At 61.5% G+C, this 16,605-nt stretch carries 14 protein-coding genes; 10 read left to right on the top strand and 4 right to left on the bottom strand.

The genetic code is table 11. From position 1 onward, the window contains the following. The first annotated feature begins 96 nt into the window (after window positions 1–96). On the top strand, window positions 97–681 hold the full coding sequence (locus IPU70_RS03030) for an ABATE domain-containing protein (RefSeq protein WP_207464843.1): 585 nt from the start codon (window positions 97–99) through the stop codon (window positions 679–681). 62 nt (window positions 682–743) lie between these two features. On the opposite strand, the gene IPU70_RS03025 is transcribed toward IPU70_RS03030, so the two are convergent. Beyond that, entirely contained in the window at window positions 744–2,084 is a 1,341-nt protein-coding gene (locus IPU70_RS03025) for an ATP-binding protein (protein WP_207464841.1), read from the bottom strand. Continuing rightward, window positions 2,081–2,749: a response regulator gene (locus tag IPU70_RS03020; RefSeq protein WP_207465325.1), complete on the bottom strand. Its 669-nt coding sequence runs from the start codon at window positions 2,747–2,749 to the stop codon at window positions 2,081–2,083. The genes IPU70_RS03025 and IPU70_RS03020 overlap by 4 nt, the downstream gene beginning before the upstream one ends. Window positions 2,750–2,960: 211 nt before the next feature. Here IPU70_RS03020 and dsbD point away from each other — a divergent pair, with 211 nt between their 5' ends. Genes dsbD through dsbG form a run of 3 tightly spaced genes read left to right on the top strand, consistent with a single transcriptional unit; the run spans window position 2,961 to window position 6,415 of the window. Then, window positions 2,961–4,799, top strand: a complete 1,839-nt coding sequence (dsbD, locus tag IPU70_RS03015) for a protein-disulfide reductase DsbD (RefSeq protein WP_207464839.1) — start codon at window positions 2,961–2,963, stop codon at window positions 4,797–4,799. Next, on the top strand, window positions 4,796–5,632 hold the full coding sequence (locus IPU70_RS03010; protein ID WP_207464837.1) for a TlpA disulfide reductase family protein: 837 nt from the start codon (window positions 4,796–4,798) through the stop codon (window positions 5,630–5,632). The genes dsbD and IPU70_RS03010 overlap by 4 nt, the downstream gene beginning before the upstream one ends. Window positions 5,633–5,641: 9 nt before the next feature. After that, window positions 5,642–6,415 (top strand): thiol:disulfide interchange protein DsbG, encoded by a 774-nt coding sequence (gene dsbG, locus IPU70_RS03005; protein WP_207464835.1) that lies wholly within the window; start codon window positions 5,642–5,644, stop codon window positions 6,413–6,415. 52 nt (window positions 6,416–6,467) lie between these two features. Here the strand turns inward: dsbG and IPU70_RS03000 are convergent, their stop codons facing one another. Beyond that, a complete protein-coding gene (locus tag IPU70_RS03000; RefSeq protein ID WP_207464833.1) occupies window positions 6,468–7,409 on the bottom strand; it encodes a helix-turn-helix domain-containing protein in 942 nt (313 codons plus the stop codon). 196 nt (window positions 7,410–7,605) lie between these two features. Between IPU70_RS03000 and IPU70_RS02995 the strand changes: the two genes are divergently transcribed. The 4 genes from IPU70_RS02995 to IPU70_RS02980 are packed head-to-tail and all read left to right on the top strand — an operon-like array spanning window position 7,606 to window position 12,640. Next, window positions 7,606–8,982: an MFS transporter gene (locus tag IPU70_RS02995; RefSeq protein WP_207464831.1), complete on the top strand. Its 1,377-nt coding sequence runs from the start codon at window positions 7,606–7,608 to the stop codon at window positions 8,980–8,982. A gap of 21 nt (window positions 8,983–9,003) precedes the next feature. After that, window positions 9,004–10,479, top strand: coding sequence for an NAD(P)/FAD-dependent oxidoreductase (locus tag IPU70_RS02990; protein ID WP_207464829.1), 1,476 nt, complete (start codon window positions 9,004–9,006; stop codon window positions 10,477–10,479). Next, on the top strand, window positions 10,476–11,456 hold the full coding sequence (locus IPU70_RS02985; protein ID WP_207464827.1) for an alpha/beta hydrolase: 981 nt from the start codon (window positions 10,476–10,478) through the stop codon (window positions 11,454–11,456). Before IPU70_RS02990 ends, IPU70_RS02985 begins: the two co-directional genes overlap by 4 nt. Window positions 11,457–11,467: 11 nt before the next feature. Next, window positions 11,468–12,640 (top strand): iron-containing alcohol dehydrogenase, encoded by a 1,173-nt coding sequence (locus tag IPU70_RS02980; RefSeq protein WP_207465323.1) that lies wholly within the window; start codon window positions 11,468–11,470, stop codon window positions 12,638–12,640. Window positions 12,641–12,651: 11 nt separating this feature from the next. Here IPU70_RS02980 and IPU70_RS02975 read toward each other — a convergent pair whose 3' ends face one another. Beyond that, window positions 12,652–13,398: a TetR/AcrR family transcriptional regulator gene (locus tag IPU70_RS02975; RefSeq protein ID WP_207464825.1), complete on the bottom strand. Its 747-nt coding sequence runs from the start codon at window positions 13,396–13,398 to the stop codon at window positions 12,652–12,654. Between the two features lie 141 nt (window positions 13,399–13,539). On the opposite strand from IPU70_RS02975, the gene IPU70_RS02970 reads away from it, so the two are divergent. Both IPU70_RS02970 and IPU70_RS02965 read left to right on the top strand, forming a co-directional pair. Continuing rightward, window positions 13,540–14,616: an alcohol dehydrogenase gene (locus IPU70_RS02970; RefSeq protein WP_207464824.1), complete on the top strand. Its 1,077-nt coding sequence runs from the start codon at window positions 13,540–13,542 to the stop codon at window positions 14,614–14,616. 23 nt (window positions 14,617–14,639) lie between these two features. Further along, window positions 14,640–16,559 carry an alkyl/aryl-sulfatase gene (locus IPU70_RS02965; RefSeq protein ID WP_207464822.1) on the top strand — a complete coding sequence of 640 codons (1,920 nt, stop codon included), beginning with the start codon at window positions 14,640–14,642 and terminating at the stop codon, window positions 16,557–16,559. Window positions 16,560–16,605: the final 46 nt, after the last annotated feature.

The raw sequence follows: 16,605 nt of genomic DNA, 5'->3' as shown, positions 1-16,605 counted from the left end.
CCTGGTCGTCGTGGTTTGAAGTACGAGCCATTGCGAACCGGCTTAGATGGTTCTAACATACCGCCAATTTCACCGTCAACCGGCTTAGGAGTGCTCATGCGCGCCGATTTTCCTGAATTCCGTCTCGGCAGCGTGCTGGCGACATGCTTCACCGGAACCTTGACGGAACGCCAGGGTGATCCCGTGGAGCGCATTCCCACGCCGCGCCGGCTCCTGGATTGGCTGGCGTTGAACGGCCTGGCCGTGACGTCCTGCAACGCCGCCCAGCTCGACCTTGCCCGGGAACTGCGGGAAGCGATCCACGCCGCCGCGAGCGCGGCCGCCGTCGGAGATGCACTGCCTGCCTCCGCCGTCCAGGTCATCAATGCCCGCAGCGTCGGGAGCAAGGCTGCGGCAATCCTGACAGCCGAAGGCAGGCGGCAGTGGTGGCTGGGTCCGGCGGCCCGCGTGGAAGATGCCCTGGGCGTCATTGCCGCCGACGCCATCAGCATCGTCGCAGGCGAACGAGACGGAAAGCTGGCCTTGTGCGCATCGCCAAGCTGCCAGGCCGCTTTTTTTGACACCAGCCAGAGCCGCAGCCGCCGGTGGTGCGACATGAACACGTGCGGGAATCGCCAGAAGAAGGCCCGCTTCCAGGCCAGCAAGAGCGAAAAGAACGGTCCTGCGGGATCCAGAGAGTAGGGGAGAGAGCCACTGTATCTGTCGCTGTGGCCTGTCGGACTGCTGCTAGTGCATTCTGAAGTTCACTGAACCTGCGGGAAACATGGAAGCACAAGTTCCGCAATCAGACCTCCGCCTGCCCGGGGCTTCAGATTCAGCGTCCCTCCGAATCGCTCGGCAATGGCATGCACGATCGAGATACCAAGACCAGCACCGTCGTTGCGGCTTCGGCCTTGGTCTCCGCGCCAGAAGCGTCGCCCAATTTTGGCTACTTGATCCTCACTGAGCCCTGGCCCGCGATCGGCCACGATGACACGGCATTGTCGGGTCGGGGACTCGAAGTGCGCCGCGACTTCGACAGCCATGTTTTCGGGGGAGTAGCGGATTGCATTGTCTACAAGGTTGCGGACGGCAGCCTCCAGCATCCCGCGGGGAATCGAACTACCGCTATCTGAGCCATGGATGGAAAGCGCCAAGCGCACCTGTGCCTCGACCGTTGTTGCATTGATGACGCTGGAGATGACTTCCTGGATGGATGCGCACCTGTCTTCCGGGTTGATTGATGCCTCGGCACGAGCAAGAACCATCATTTGGTCCAGGGTGCGCCGCAGGCGCTTTACGCCTTCTTCGGCACTACAAAGTGAAGACGCGGCTTCTTCGCCTTCAGTCAGCCTGGCCACTTGCAGGTGAGTATCGATCACGGTCAGAGGGGTCCGCAATTCATGCGCTGCCGCATCCGTAAACGCCCGCTGGCTTGAGAGTGCCTGGGCCAGGCGTCCCAACAGTCCGTTCATCGCATCCAGGACCGGACGCAGCTCCGTTGGCGGCTTCGCGACGGCAATAGGCGTGGTGTCGTCCGTCTCCTTGGCCCGCAACTGCATGCGCAAGGCTTGCAGCGGCGCAAGGCCTTGCCCAATACCGATCCAGAGAGCAGCCAGTCCACCAAGAAGCGCGATCAGGAATGGCACGCCTGCCGCAAGCAGCAACTCATTGATCAGCGTGTTCCTTTGATCGACACGATCCGCTGTCGTGATTTGGTAGCCGTCGTCACGAAGCACATAGATCCGCCATTCCTGCCCCGCTATCATGCGCGTGCTGTAACCGCCAGGCAGGCTTTCGAAGTCCGAGGCGGGGCTGCCGCTGGTGCGCGCCAAGACTTCACCGCGAAGCGCGCGAATCTCGCAAGCGATTCCTTCGCTGCCATTGACACGAACCGCTTGCGCGAAATCCGTCGGCTTGGCGTCGGGATCTATCGCCGAGCCTGCAAGCAGGCCAGAGACCATGCGAGCCGACATGGCCAGCCGGCCGTCGAGTGTACGAGCAACGTCGGCACGCACACCCAGCATCATCCAGGCGGCTGCCGCCGCCCACAAAACCATCAGAGAAATTCCGGCGATCAGGACCGCGCGAAGACGCAAGCTCATGCGTTGAGCCTCCAACCCAGCCTGTATCCCAATCCACGCGAAGTTTCAATCACTTCAGCTCCAAGTTTGCGGCGCAGGTTGTGAATATGGACATTGAGCGCGTTGCTGCTGACTTCCTCGCCCAACCCGTACAGGCGTTCATTGAGCAGATCAGGAGAAATCCATCTCGCGTCGGCAGTGGCCAGATGAGCCAGCAGATCCAGCTCGCGACGCGATAGCGAGATGGCTTGGCCTTCCAGCCAGGCAAGCCCGCTTTCAGGTTCCAGGCGCAACGGACCCGCCGCGATGATCTGGGCTGCGCGCCCCTGTGTGCGTCTGACCAGCGCATGCAATCGCGCTGCCAATTCCCGCAGATCAAACGGCTTGGTCATGTAGTCGTCGGCGCCCTGGTGCAGGCCCGCGATCCTGTGCTCTATGGCATCCCGGGCGGACAGTATCAGCACGGGCAAGCACGGCTCCATGGCGCGCACAACGGAGAGCAACTCCATGCCGTCACGGTCGGGAAGTCCCAGGTCGAGAACCAGGGCATTGAAGGAGTTCCCGGTTTGGGCGGCTTCAGCTTCCACTGCCGTGCAAACGTGATGCACCATGATGCCGTGCGCGCGCAAGCCAGCCACAATTCCTTTGCCGATCAGTTCGTCGTCTTCTACCAGCAATACCCGCATTTGCATCCCAATCCGCTGCAGCAAAGAATCCATATGTTAGGCCAGAAATTGTTGACCCAGGCAGGTCGGCTCCTGGGTATCCAAGCTCTCCGCGCCTGCGTTCCCTTCTTTAGTTTCAGTTAATCGACCTCCTCCATCATCGCTGGATATGCTCCCTTTCACCGCCGCATGAGGGTGGTCAGGGGGCCGACTATTGCCCGGAGGAATCAGGTTGTTTGTATATCGGCGAGTACTGGCCATTGTCTTTCTGTGTTTGCTCGCCATCGGCAGTGCGTGGGCGAGTACCGGACTGTTTTCCTGGAAGGAGGAAGCCGAATTCCTGGATCCGGTCGATGTATTCAAACTGGCGCAAGTGCAGCGGCAGGGAAGGGAGCTGACGGCGCAAGGGCGCATTGCCGATAGCTACTATGTTTATCGTCACTCGTTGAAGCTGGTTTCCGGGCAGGGCGAGGAGGTCCGCCTGGATCTCCCTCCAGGCACGCCCAAGAATGATGAGTTCTTTGGCAATACGGAAATCTATCTCGGAGATGCGCTGCGCCTGCGTTTTCCTTCCTCCGTGACAGGTCCGCTGACGCTGCATTGGCAAGGGTGTGCGGAAGGGGGCATCTGTTATCCGCCGCAGACCATGGCCGTGAATTTGCCCGTGACGGCGGCTGAAGCCTCTGCAGCCGCCGCTGCTCCCGCTGTCCCACCTCCGGCAAGCGTCCGTCCACGGGAGGCGGGCGCAAGCGGCGGCGCCAACGTCGCCGAGGACCAGGCTGCTGCCCAACGTCTTGCGACGCTGGGGCCGGTCGCAGGCACCTTGCTGTTCTTCGGCTTCGGGCTGTTGTTGGCTTTCACGCCTTGCACCTTGCCGATGATTCCCATCATTTCCAGCATGGTCGTCGGCAATCAAGCCAAGCCGCGACGCGCCTTCATCACATCCCTGTTCTATGTCTTGGCCATGGCCGGCACCTATGCTGCCGTGGGTGTCGCGGCAGGCTTGGCAGGCGCCAATCTCCAGGCGACCCTGCAATCGCCCTGGCTGCTGGGAGCATTTGCGGCCTTGTTCCTGATTCTCGCCAGTTCCTTGTTCGGACTGTTCGAGTTGCGCTTGCCGTCCGCATTGTTGAACCGGCTCGGATCCACCAACCAAGGACGTTCTGGCGGCAGCGTGGTCGGCGCTGCGGCGCTGGGTTTCTTGTCGGCATTGCTGGTCGGCCCCTGCATGACCGCGCCCTTGGCGGGGGCTCTGCTCTATATCAGTCAGACGGGCAGCGCGCTGTATGGTGGCCTGGCGCTGTTTTCCCTGGGCCTGGGCATGGGTCTGCCGCTGCTGGCGATCGCTGTCTGCGGCGCCCGCATACTGCCCAAGCCCGGGGCCTGGATGAATAGCGTACGCGTCGCCTTCGGCTACGTCATGGTCGGAATGGCGGTGATGATGCTCGACCGCTTCCTGCCAGCTACCGTAAGCCTGGTGCTGTGGGGGGCTTGGATACTGTCTATCGCCATCGGCCTGCTGGCCTGGGCGCAAGCGCTGGCGCAAAGACTGCGTCTGATGTGGACCTTGCGCACACTGGGAGCCATTGCCGGCCTATGGTCCATCTTCATGCTCGTGGGCGCCGCGTCGGGAGGCGAGTCGGCGTCGCAGCCGTTGGCGCATCTGCGCGCCGCATCTTCGGCGGCCGCGTCAGCGACCGCCAAACCGGCCTACGTCCAGGCCAAGTCTGTCGAGGACGTCGATAAGCGCCTGGCGCAAGCGGCTGCGCAGGGCCAATGGACCTTGATCGATTTCTACGCCGACTGGTGCATCAGTTGCCACGTGATCGAGCGCAATGTGTTTGGCGACCCGGCTGTGGCGCAACGGCTGGCGCGCATGCTGGTACTGCGGCCGGACGTGACGCGCAACGATGCCACCGATCAGGCCCTGCTCAAGCACTGGGGCGTCATGGGGCCGCCCACGCTTATCCTGGTGGGGCCTGACGGCACGGAGCGCAGAGACCTGCGTGTGGTGGGTGAGGTCAGCGCGGCTGATTTCCTGGGGCATCTGAACCAGGCAGGCACGCCATGATAGGTATCGGTCCGTTCTCCATTCAGAGCATTGGTGTCGTCGCGGCGGTACTGCTTTCCTGGCTGGTGACCCGCGCGCTGGCCAAACGCTTGCCGGACGCCTCTCATCGGCTTGCCGGCGCCGTGCTGCTCGACGCGGTTTTTTGGGGCATCGTGGCAGCCCGCCTGGGATACATCGCCTTCTGGTGGGAAGACTATTTCGCGGCGCCCATGTCGATGATTGCAATCGGCGATGGTGGATATTACTGGTGGATTGGGGTGCCGGCGACGATTGCGTTCATCTGGTGGCGAACCCGGTCCATGTCTGTGCCGCGCCGCCCCATCTACGCCGGGGTATTGGCCGGGGTAGTCGCCTGGTTCACAGGCGGCGCCGTGTTTTCACTGCTCTACGAGTCGCCGCGCCTGCCAGATGTGCAGTTGGTGACGCTGGATGGCCAACCCATCGCGTTGAGGTCGTACGAGGGCAAGCCGATGGTCGTCAACCTTTGGGCCAGCTGGTGTCCGCCTTGCCGCCGTGAGATGCCCGCGCTGGAAAAAGCGCAGTCTGAGTTCCCCGGTGTCGGCATCGTTCTGATCAATCAGGGGGAGAGCGCGCAACTGGCGCGGGCCTTTCTCGACAGCGCAGGCCTGGCATTGAACGACGTTCTGCTCGACCCGGCATCCGCGTCGATGCAGGCAATGAACTCGCGCGGCTTGCCCACGACCCTGTTCTTTGACGCGGAGGGACGTCTGGTGGATTCGCATCTAGGCGAGATCACCATGGCCAGTCTCAAGGACAAGATGTCACGCCGTTTCGATCTTCCCTCGAACGGCGCTCAAGATTTACCCAAATAAGGAATAACCATGTTTGCATTGCGTATGCGTTTTTCGTCGATCGCAGCCATCCCGCTCATGCTGGCGGCCGGCTACAGCCAGGCGCAGAACGGGAACCGGCCGCCAGCCATCCATGCATTGGAAGCGCAAGGCCTCGCCGTCATCGCAGAATTCGAGGTGGAAGGCGGCTTGCGTGCGTTCGCGGGCGCGGCAGAAGATCGCCCCGTTGCGATCTATGTCACCAGCGATGGCAACGCTATCGTGGGTACGCGCCTGGACGCCAATGGCAAGCCGATCGACAGGGCGAAGCTTCGCGAGTTGGTTGAAAAGCCCATGGGCGAGAAGACTTGGGCCCAACTGGAGTCCGCTACCTGGGTGCAGGATGGAAAATCCGACGCGCCCCGCATTATCTATACCTTCTCCGATGCAAATTGTCCCTATTGCCACCAGTTCTGGGAAGCCGCTCGTCCCTGGGTGCAGGCAGGCAAAGTCCAACTTCGCCATCTGCTCGTAGGCGTGATCCGTGCAGACAGCCCAGCCAAGGCGGCGGCGATCCTTGGCGCGTCCGATCCATCGGCCGCGCTGACTGAGAACGAACACAAGTTTGACCAGGGCGGCATCAAGCCCGCCGCCAGCGTCCCCGACGAGATTCTCCGGATACTCGAAGACAACCACATGCTGATGATATCGACCGGCTTCCGCGGCACGCCTGGCATCGTGGTCCGGGAGAACGACGGCTCGATAAAGAAGTTCAACGGCATGCCGCAGGGCGAGCAACTGGCCGAAGTGTTGGGGCCGCGCTGAAGTTGAACCGCCATGGCGTCTAGGGCGCCCCAAGCCGATCAGCGGCCGCGGCTTACTTGCGCCGCGCTTCGCTGGGGCGCATGCCGAACTTCGCCTTGAACGCATTGCTGAAATGCGAGGAGCTGCTAAAGCCCAGCGAGTACGCAATGTCCGTGATAGAGCGGTGCAATTCCTGCTGAGAACAGATCAGGTCATGGCACTTCTGAAGCCGCCGGCTCCAGATCCAATCCGCGGGGGAGGCGCCCACTTCGCGGAAGAGATGATGCAGCAACCGCACCGAGATGTGGTGATACTTGGCGATTGCTTCCAGCGACAGCCCGGGGTCCGACAAATGCTGTTCGATCCAGGATTGAATCAAGCTCAACCGGGCTAACCGGTGCGGGTCGCCATCGGTGTCCGGAACCGGGTCTCGATCCAGCACGAGAGCGACGATGTTCAGCAATTCCGCGCCGAGCCGCGGCTTGTCGGTCGCGGCGATGGCCAGGCTTTCCGCGACCAAGTTCGCGCACAACTGTGCGGCGAGCTTGCCAATACCGTTACCGATACTGACATTGCCTGCAATCGGCAGATCCTGGCGCGCCATGCGGCTTTTCAGGCTTTCCCTTGGAATTTCCAGATAAAGCGCGCGCATCTCGGCGAGGCATTGCAGGTCATAGGGTTCGCCAGAATAGAACAATGCCGCGACCGCGGGGTTTGACGGCAGCTCGTGACCGCCTTGGGCGAGCTGTGCGCGGCCTTTCTGGAGGATTTGCAAGTAGTAGCAGTCCTTGTCGAGCCGAGCAAGATGCTGCTTGCGCCGCCGGATCCTATGTGGAGACAGCTGGATGTCGGTGATGGATACCGGGCCGAAATCCGCCTTGCACAAACTGCCTTGATAACCATTTGTACCCGGCAGTTCGGCATCCAGTGCTATGTAGGCGCTGCATAGCGCTTCCTGCCATAGATCGCGACGCTGCGGAAGCTCGTGTTGCCGAGCATCGAAAACCAACTGCATGTGTCTCTCCTGGGGGAATCTCTTTGCAGCCTGGAGCAAGTCACTTGCGCTTTGGTGCAAGACGCCGCGTTTGGGCCGGCGATACGCTTCCTTCTCCTGCATGGATTTTATTCCATATTCATTTGAGCGCGATCAAGAAGGACGATCGCGCCTCAACCCAAACACATAGAAATGCGGTTACCAGGAGGAGATAGGCATGGCCATCAGCAGCAGCGGGATCGTCGCTCCCATAGACGGAAATCCACCAGAAAAAGCAGAGACCAGCGGGATCAAGAAAGTGGTGGCGGCCTCGATGGCCGGCACGGTCGCGGAATGGTATGAGTTCTTCATCTACGGCGTGGCCAGCACACTTGTTTTTGGCCCCTTGTTCTTCCCGAACGTCGACAGCCCGCTCAGCGCCATCATCGCAGCGTTCGCGACCTACGCGGTCGGCTTCGTCGCCAGGCCGCTGGGGGGCATCGTCTTTGGCCATTTCGGTGACAGGCTGGGAAGAAAGAAGCTGCTGCAGTTCAGCCTGCTGCTGGTTGGATCTTCCACTTTTCTGATGGGATGCCTGCCCGGGTTCCAGGCCATCGGCTTCGCGGCGCCAGCACTGCTGGTATTGCTGCGATTCATCCAGGGCTTTGCCGTCGGCGGCGAATGGGGTGGGGCGGTGCTGTTGATCTCCGAGCATTCGCCTCCTGACCGGCGTGGCTATTGGGCGAGCTATCCGCAATCGGCGGCGTGCATAGGCAACGTTCTGGCGTCGATCGTGCTGTTCAGCCTCTCGTCCCTGTTGTCCAAGGAGGCATTCCTCGACTGGGGCTGGCGCGTGGCGTTCTGGCTCTCCGGAATCATCGTGTTTGTCGGCTATTACATCCGCCGGTCCGTGGAAGACGCGCCGATTTTTGTGGAGACCTATCTCCGGCAAAAGGCGGCCAAAAAGAAAGCGGCCTCGCTCAAGGACGCATTGGCCGCCTATCCCGGAAAGTCCATCTTCAGCATCCTTCTGCGCGTGGGCGAAAACACCGTCTACTACATCATTGTCGTGTTCTCGATCACCTATCTCACCGTCCATGCCAAGCTGCCTGCGCAGACAGTGATGTTCATCATGTTCGTCGCGAACATCCTGCAATTCTTCTCCATGTTGTTCGGCGGCTATCTGTCTGACCGCATCGGACGCAAGGCGTGCATCGGGCTGGGCTATGCAGGCCTGCTGGTCTGGGCGTTCTTGTATTTTCCCGGGCTGGATTCCGGCTCCAACATCCAGATACTCGGCGTCATTTGCCTGGGACTCTTTTTCCAGGCGCTGTGCTATGGCCCCCAGGCGGCCTATTTCTCGGAAATTTTCCCGACCTCGATGCGATATGCGGGCGCGTCCTTCTGCTACCAGATAGCGACGATAGTCGCGGGCTCCATCGCGCCGCTGGTCGCAACCGTCTTGCTGCGCGACTTCGGCAGCACCGGTCCCATCGTTGTCTACCTGGCCGGAACCGTCGTGGTGTCGCTGTTGGCGCTCGGCTTGCTGTCGGAAACCAGGAACATTTCCCTGCACGAGGTGGACCGCGCCCACCTGGAGCGCCACGGCGCCTGATTCAATTGGAGTAGAACCATCATGAGCGAACGCATTCCGCATTTTCGTACCCTGATACTCGGCGCCGGCTTCGGCGGCCTGGGCATGGGGGCCCAGCTGGTCCGCAATGGCGACGAAGACTTTGTCATCCTTGAGCGCTCCAGTGATATTGGCGGAGTCTGGCTGGATAACAACTATCCGGGTGCCGCCTGCGACACCGAGGCGCATCTCTATTGCTATTCGTTTTTCCCGCACCTGCGGGTCAGCCGCATGTACGCTGGCCGCGAAGAACTGCTGGGCTATATGAACCGGCTGACAGACGCCTTTGGCCTGCGCGCCCATTTGCGCCTGAATCGCGAGGTTGCCGAGGCGCGCTGGGATACGGAGAACGGCGTGTGGCGCTTCGAGATGGCTGACGGCGAGCGCTGCACGGCGACGTTCTTTGTGCCGGCCTGGGGTCAGCTGAATCAGCCTTCCATTCCCGCTTTTGAAGGCTTGGACGTATACCGGGGCAAGTTTTTCCACTCGGCGCGTTGGGACGAAGGCGCAGCCCTGCGGGGCAAGCGCGTGGCGTCCATCGGGAACGCCGCATCGGCCGTGCAGTACGTACCCGAGATTGCTCCCGAAGTTGCGCATCTGACTGTCTTCCAGCGTTCGGCAAACTGGATCATGCCGCGCAATCAGCAGGTCTTTACGGAAGAACAGCTGGACGCCTACGAGGCCGACCCCAGCACATTCGAGGCCTCGCGCAAGCAACTGCACGACTTTCGCGAGAGGGGGTTCCGGCGCACGCAAATCGGCACCCACGACCAACAAGAGGGCGTCAGCATCGCCAGGCAACACCTGGCCGCCCAGGTCGCCGATCCGCAGCTGCGCGCCAAACTGACTCCGGACTACGAATTGGGCTGCAAACGCATCCTGCGTTCCGACGATTTCTATCCGGCGCTCGCCCGGCCCAACGTAACGCTCGAAACGCGCCCGATCAAGGGCTTCTACGCGCAGGGGATAGTGACTGCCGACGGCGACGAATTGCCTTTCGACACCGTTATTTTCGGTACGGGCTTCGCCAGCCAGGCGTTTCACGGTGACCTTACGATACGCGGCGCAGCTGGCTCCAACCTGTCGCACGCCTGGGAAGAGGGCGCGGCAGCCTATCTCGGCATGGCTGTTCCGGACTTCCCGAACATGTTCCTGGTCTATGGACCCAACACCAATCTGAACCACAACTCCATCATCACCATGCTGGAAATCCAGCAGAACTACATCATCGAAGCATTACGGGCTGCCGAACTCCAGGGCGCGGCGCTGGCCGTGAAACCTCCGGTATTTCACGACTTCAATAGCAAGCTGCAGGCGGATATGGCCACGTCGGCGTTTTCATCCGATTGCTCCAGCTGGTACAAGAACAAGGCGGGAAAAGTCATCAACAATTGGTCCGGGACAGTGGATCAATACCGGGCCGCCGTACGCTGGAAGGCGGACGACTACCTGTGGATGGGCGAGGGGGCATCGAGATGAGCAAACCCCTCGCGGAACGCGCTGAAAGTATCCCCTTGTCCTCCATTGCCCCGGATGCGCGCGATCTGATCCGGGCCTACCGCGAGAACGGGGAGGTCTCTTTCCAGGATGTCCCCTTGGCCACTGCGCGCGAGAATTACGCGCGCGGCTGTGAAGCCAACGGCTTGCCGCGTACCGAATGCGCCGTGGTCCGTGATCATGAAGTCCCCGTCCATGGGGGGACGATACTCGTGCGTGAATATCGCGGCAGCGCGGCGGAAATGCTGCCCCCGGTACTCTTCATGCATGGCGGAGGCTGGGTGATCGGCAGCCTGGATACGCACGACGCCGTCTGCCGGTTGCTGGCCAGGGAAAGCGAAGCCGCGGTATACGCCGTCGACTACCGCCTGGCTCCCGAGCATCCGTTTCCCGGGCCGTTCGAAGATTGTTCGGCGGTGTTGCGCTGGCTCGTCGAGAATGCCAAGACGCTCGGAATTGACCCGTTGCGTCTGGCGCTTGCGGGTGATAGCGCGGGCGGAAACCTGGCCGCGGTTCTGGCGAACTCGGACGAGCCGTTGCCGCAAGGCTGCTGCTTGCGGGCGCAGGTTCTGTTCTATCCGGTGACCGATCTGCGAGGCGATACGGCGTCGTACCGTCGCATTGTCTCCGGCTTCCCGCTGACCGCTGGTTCAATGCGCTGGTTCCGCAACCACTACGTCGGGCCCGGCACGGCCTGGGACGATCCCCGTCTTTCCCCGCTATTGGCCCCACGCTTGTCCCTAGCGCCGATGTTCTTGCTCAGCTGCGGACTTGATCCGCTGGCCGACGAAGGAGTGGCCTATGCCGCACGAGCCATCGCCGCCGGCGTGCGCGTCGAGCATCACCACCTGCCTGCGCACGCGCACGGCATCGTCACATCCGCGGGCCGTATCGGCACCGGGCGCACCATGACAATCCGGGCGGCCTCCTTCCTGCGCGAAACGCTACAACAACCTTGATGCACAGTTCCATGAACTCATTTCACTTCCAGACGGTTCCCACGATCATTTCCGAATTCGGCGGGGCGCGCCAGCTGGGCGCGATTCTGCGCAAGCAATATCCGTCTTTGCTGCGGCTGTGCGTTGTCACTGATGGCTTCCTGCACAAGAGCGGTCTCCTGGCCCCGGCTCTGGCTGATCTGGCCAAGCACCATTGGCAGGTTACCGTGATCGATGATGTGATCGCCGATCCCCCCGCGCACATCGTGCTCGAAGCCGCCAAGCGCGCCCGCAAGGCAGATATCGAAGTGGTGCTTGGACTGGGTGGCGGCTCATCAATGGATGTGGCAAAGCTGCTGGCCGTGCTGTTGCCAGGCCAGCAGTCGCTGGAAGACATGTATGGCGTGGGCAAGGTGGCCGGCCCGCGCCTGCCGTTGGTGCAGATGCCGACTACCGCCGGTACCGGCTCGGAAGTGACGGCGGTATCCATCGTAACGACCGGAGGCACCACCAAGATGGGCGTGGTCGCGCCGCAGCTGTACGCAGATCTCGCAGTCCTTGACGCGGAGCTGAGCATCGGACTGCCTGGCGCGGCCACAGCCTACACCGGGATCGACGCGATGGTACACGCCATAGAAGCCTACACTTCAGCCCGCCTGAAGAACCCCGTATCGGACATGCTGGCCATCAAGGCTCTGGAACTGTTGTCCCGCAACATCCTGAGTGCATGCCAGGACGGCAAGAATCGGGAAGCGCGTGCAGCCATGCTGTTGGGCGCAATGTTTGCCGGCCAGTCCTTCGCCAATTCGCCGGTCGGCGCCGTACATGCCCTGGCATATCCTATCGGCGGCATCTTCCACGTGCCACACGGACTGTCGAATTCGCTGGTGCTTGCGCCCGTGTTGAAATTCAACGCGCCGGCCGCCAGTAAGCTCTATGCGCAGATCGCCGAGGTAGTCGTGCCCGGCACTAGCGGCAGCGACGAGGCCAAGACAGCGGCGCTTGCCGGCTATTTTGAAAAGCTGGTCGCCGACACGGGCATCCCGCGCAGCTTGCGGGAGGTCGGGGTGCAGCAGGACGACCTGGCGCGCATGGCCAGCGATGCCATGCTGCAAACCCGCCTGCTGATGAATAACCCGCGCGAAGTTACGCAGGCTGACGCCTTGGCGATCTATGCGGCCGCGTTCGATCCGCCAATTCCCTAGTTGGAGGCGCGCTATCCGTCGACGGCCAGATTGTCAGACGGAGGAATCGGGCTCGTGAGGCGACTCGCAGCTTCCACGGAGACGGGCGCCGCCAACGCTCCCGTCAGCATGTCGATGAGATTCTCGATAGCGCGATGAATGTCGAATGACTGCCCGGATTTGCTGCGCCTGGCGCTGAGACGCTCATAGTCGGCCAAAGCAAACATCATGAAGCTGATGCTGGCGAGCCAGCGCTGTCTCAGGATCGGTCCGGGAACGTTTGGCAGTGCCGCCTCGAGCAGTTCATAGACCCGTCGAAAGCCCCGGTCCACCTCTGTGGAACTTGCGCCCAAGTCAATGTCGGGATGCAACTGCGCGGCAGCAAGAAAGCGGTTGTATGTCTTCTTTTTCTCAGTCAGAAGCTTGGTCGCAAGCGGCCACACCAGCGCCTCGGCCAATGCCCGCAAATCGGTGTATCTCCCGGATGTGTAGAGCTGATCGACGTAGTCATTGCGCAATACGTTGACCTCTTGCATCCCTGCATCAAGGATGGCCTGAATCAGGGCCTCCTTGGATCCGAAATGGTAGGCGAGGGCGGAATTATTTTTCTGCCCCGCTTCTCGTGCGATCTCCCGGAACGAAACGGCATCGATGCCGCGCTCGGCAAACAGGCGTTGGGCGGTAGCGATAAGGGCGGCGGCACTCTCTTTCCCTCTCGATGCTGGCACACGAGACGAATGTTTGGTCGTCGGCGGACTTGCTTTGGCAGGTGTAGGCATGACTGGAGCGCAGTGTCAGATCTGTTGCGATTGTAAGGCGCATTTCATTTTTAAGTCACCTGATTGCTTTTTATAAGTCACGTGACTTAAACTGGAATTTATGAATGGCGCCGCCTTACGACGCAACAGATTGGAGACAGCATGCTGAGCTATGAAGTAACCGAACACGGCAAACCCTTGCAGGTCCGCCTGCGCGAAACGCCCAAACCCTCTGGAACCGAGATCCTGGTCCGGATCACGCATTCCGGCGTCTGCCACTCCGACGTCCACCTCTGGCACGGCTACTTCGATCTGGGGGAGGGCAAACGCGCCTATCTCAAGGACCGGGGTCTGAATCCGCCGCTGACGCTGGGACACGAGCCGCTGGGCATCGTCGAGGCGCTTGGCCCGGACGCTCGCGGAGTGGCCGTCGGAGACAGGCGGGTGGTTTACCCGTGGATCGGCTGCGGCAAGTGCTGGGCCTGCGATGAAGGCCAGTCCACGCTGTGCGCCACCCCTAAAAATGTGGGCATCGCCACGCCGGGCGCGTTTGCCACGCACCTGCTCGTGCCGGATCCGAAATATCTGGTCGACGTCTCCGGCATTGACCACGCATTCGCCGCGACCCTGGCCTGCTCCGGTGTCACCTGCTATTCGGCCATTGCGAAAGCCATCCCGCAAATGCGCACAGACGACTGGATCTCCGTCGTCGGCTGCGGCGGTCTCGGGCTGCTTGCGATTTCCATGTTGAAGGGCATGGGGTTCCGGAACATCGTGGCCTGCGATATCGACGACGCAAAACTGGATGCTGCGAAGGTGCAGGGCGCTGCCCGAACGGTCCGCAGCGACGACCTGCAGGCGCGCGACGCACTGAACCAAGCCACGGAGGGACGTCTGGCTGCCGCCATTGATTTTGTGGGCATGCCTTCGACCTTCAACCTGCCTTATTCCGTCCTGCGCAAAGGCGGAACATACGTACTGGTGGGACTGCACGGCGGCGAAGTTGCTCTGCCCATGCCTCCCGTGGCCCAGAGGTCCATCGCCATCGTCGGTTCATTCGTCGGGACCTTGAGCGACCTGCATGGCGTAGTCGAGCTTGCCAAGGCCGGCAAGCTGCAGGCCCCCCCGATCACAGTCAAAGCCCCTGGCGAAATCAGCAACATTCTCCAAGACCTGGACCAGCACCGCGGTGTCGGACGGACCGTGCTGGACTTCACCCACACCCAGGCTAGCGCCTGACCCATGCCATTGGCGGATCAAACATGAACCACGACACAACCAACAGCCGGCACAAGGAAGCGCACCCGCGCACGGTCTCCATGCAGGAACGCTTGCGTTCATCGCTGGATTTTTCGGATGCCGATGATTTCGACGATGCCAATCGGGGTTTCATCGGCACGATCGAAGACGCAACGGTCCGCAACGCCAGCGGCAGGGTGGTCTGGAGCCAAAAGGAGTATTCCTTTCTCGACAATGCATATGTTCCCTTCACCGTGAATCCGAGCTTGTGGCGCATGTCCCGGCTCAACAAGATCCACGGCTTGTTCAAGGTCTGCGACCGCATCTACCAGGTGCGTGGCTTCGACCTCGCCAACATCACCTTCATCGAAGGGGACACCGGTCTCATCGTCATCGATCCGCTGACGTTCGAAGAACCGGCGCGCGCCGCCTTGGAGTTGTACGAAAAGCACTTCGGCCCGCGGAAAGTGGTGGCCGTCATGTATAGCCACAGCCATCGGGACCACTATGGCGGCGTAAAGGGAGTGGTCAGCGAGGAAGATGTAGCAGCAGGGCGGGTGCAGATCATTGCCCCCGAAGGCTTCATGGAAGAGGTCATGTCGGAGTCTCTGCTCGCCGGCATCCCATCGCGCCGACGCGCCGAATTTCAGTTCGGCACCTACCTGGAACCCGGCCCGCAGGCTCACGTGGACAGCGGGTTGGGCAAGGGCATGGGCACCGGAACCTCCAGTCTGATCCCGCCTACGCGCCTGATCACCCATACCAATGAGCGCATGGTGATCGATGGGGTCGAGGTGATCTTCCAGATGACCCCGGGCACGGAAGCGCCGGCGGAGATGAATTTCTACTTCCCGCAGATGCGCGCCCTCAACATGGCCGAGAATGCGTGCCACACGATGCACAATCTTTGTCCCCTCCGCGGCGCAAAGGTGCGCGATGCGCTGGCTTGGGCAAGTTACCTGGACGAGAGTGTGGAGCTCTACGCCGGCCAGGCAGACGTATGTCTGGCTCAGCACCATTGGCCTACCTGGGGCCAGGAAAAGGTCATCACGTATCTCAGCCAACAGCGTGACCTGTACCGATACATCCACGATCAGACGCTTCGATTGATGAGCCACGGGCTGACGCCTCGGGAAATCTCCGAGCAGCTCATGATGCCCAACGACTTGTCCAAGCAATGGCACACCCGGGGGTACTACGGCGCGGTGGTGCACAACGTGCAGGCGATCTATGCCTTTTACATGGGTCCCTACGACGGAAATCCCGTCAACCTGAACCCATTGCCGCCGAGTGCCGCCGCGGCCAAATACATTGAGTACGCCGGAGGCGCGGAGCGCGCCATTGCCCGCGCCCGTGAAGACTTTGAGCGCGGAGAATTCCGCTGGGTGGCCCAGATCATGAACCATGCGGTGTTTGCCGATCCGGCGAACAGGGCAGCGCGCGAACTCTGCGCCGATGCCTTCGAGCAATTGGGGTATCAAGCGGAATCAGCCACCTGGCGCAATGCATATCTGCTCGGCGCGCGCGAGCTGCGCGAGGGTCTGCGGCCGCGCGAGAAGGATGGCAACCGCATCAGTCCTGGCGTGGTGTCCAAGCTGCCGATGCCACTGTTCTTTGACTTCATCGCCATTCGTGTCGTGGGCGAGGCGGTCGAGGGGCAGACCATCCGTTTTGATTGGCACATGACCGACGAGCAGAGCTGCACCAAAGTGACACTCAGCAATGGCGCGCTGAGCCATCGCCCGGGATCGCACGGCGACGCGGCCGACGCCGTGCTTCAGACCACGCGCGCGGGACTATTTCAGGCGCTACAGGCAGAAACCGGCTTTTCAGGGGCCGTCGACAGCGGCGACGTCCGGATCGACGGCAATGCCGGGCCTGTCCTTTCTCTCCTGGCGGGACTGGACTCGTTCGATCCGCTTTTCAACGTCGTGGAGCCCTGAAAACGGCCTCATCCCCCATGTGACCTACTAACTGTGAGGAGACACA

The sequence above is a fragment of the Achromobacter sp. SD115 genome (assembly GCF_017355315.1).
Taxonomy (GTDB): Bacteria; Pseudomonadota; Gammaproteobacteria; order Burkholderiales; family Burkholderiaceae_B; genus Achromobacter; species Achromobacter xylosoxidans_B.
This window is presented reverse-complemented; position numbering and strand designations above follow the sequence as displayed.

Excerpts from the sequence above, each read along its gene's own strand:
- IPU70_RS02980 (WP_207465323.1), top strand. The coding sequence starts at position 11,468 with ATGAACTCATTTCACTTCCAGACGGTTCCCACGATCATTTCCGAATTC.
- IPU70_RS03030 (WP_207464843.1), top strand. The coding sequence starts at position 97 with ATGCGCGCCGATTTTCCTGAATTCCGTCTCGGCAGCGTGCTGGCGACA.
- IPU70_RS03010 (WP_207464837.1), top strand. The coding sequence starts at position 4,796 with ATGATAGGTATCGGTCCGTTCTCCATTCAGAGCATTGGTGTCGTCGCG.
- IPU70_RS02995 (WP_207464831.1), top strand. The coding sequence starts at position 7,606 with ATGGCCATCAGCAGCAGCGGGATCGTCGCTCCCATAGACGGAAATCCA.
- IPU70_RS02985 (WP_207464827.1), top strand. The coding sequence starts at position 10,476 with ATGAGCAAACCCCTCGCGGAACGCGCTGAAAGTATCCCCTTGTCCTCC.
- IPU70_RS02970 (WP_207464824.1), top strand. The coding sequence starts at position 13,540 with ATGCTGAGCTATGAAGTAACCGAACACGGCAAACCCTTGCAGGTCCGC.
- IPU70_RS02990 (WP_207464829.1), top strand. The coding sequence starts at position 9,004 with ATGAGCGAACGCATTCCGCATTTTCGTACCCTGATACTCGGCGCCGGC.
- IPU70_RS02975 (WP_207464825.1), bottom strand. The coding sequence starts at position 13,398 with ATGCCTACACCTGCCAAAGCAAGTCCGCCGACGACCAAACATTCGTCT.
- IPU70_RS03000 (WP_207464833.1), bottom strand. The coding sequence starts at position 7,409 with ATGCAGTTGGTTTTCGATGCTCGGCAACACGAGCTTCCGCAGCGTCGC.
- IPU70_RS03025 (WP_207464841.1), bottom strand. The coding sequence starts at position 2,084 with ATGAGCTTGCGTCTTCGCGCGGTCCTGATCGCCGGAATTTCTCTGATG.
- IPU70_RS03020 (WP_207465325.1), bottom strand. The coding sequence starts at position 2,749 with ATGCGGGTATTGCTGGTAGAAGACGACGAACTGATCGGCAAAGGAATT.
- dsbG (WP_207464835.1), top strand. The coding sequence starts at position 5,642 with ATGTTTGCATTGCGTATGCGTTTTTCGTCGATCGCAGCCATCCCGCTC.
- IPU70_RS02965 (WP_207464822.1), top strand. The coding sequence starts at position 14,640 with ATGAACCACGACACAACCAACAGCCGGCACAAGGAAGCGCACCCGCGC.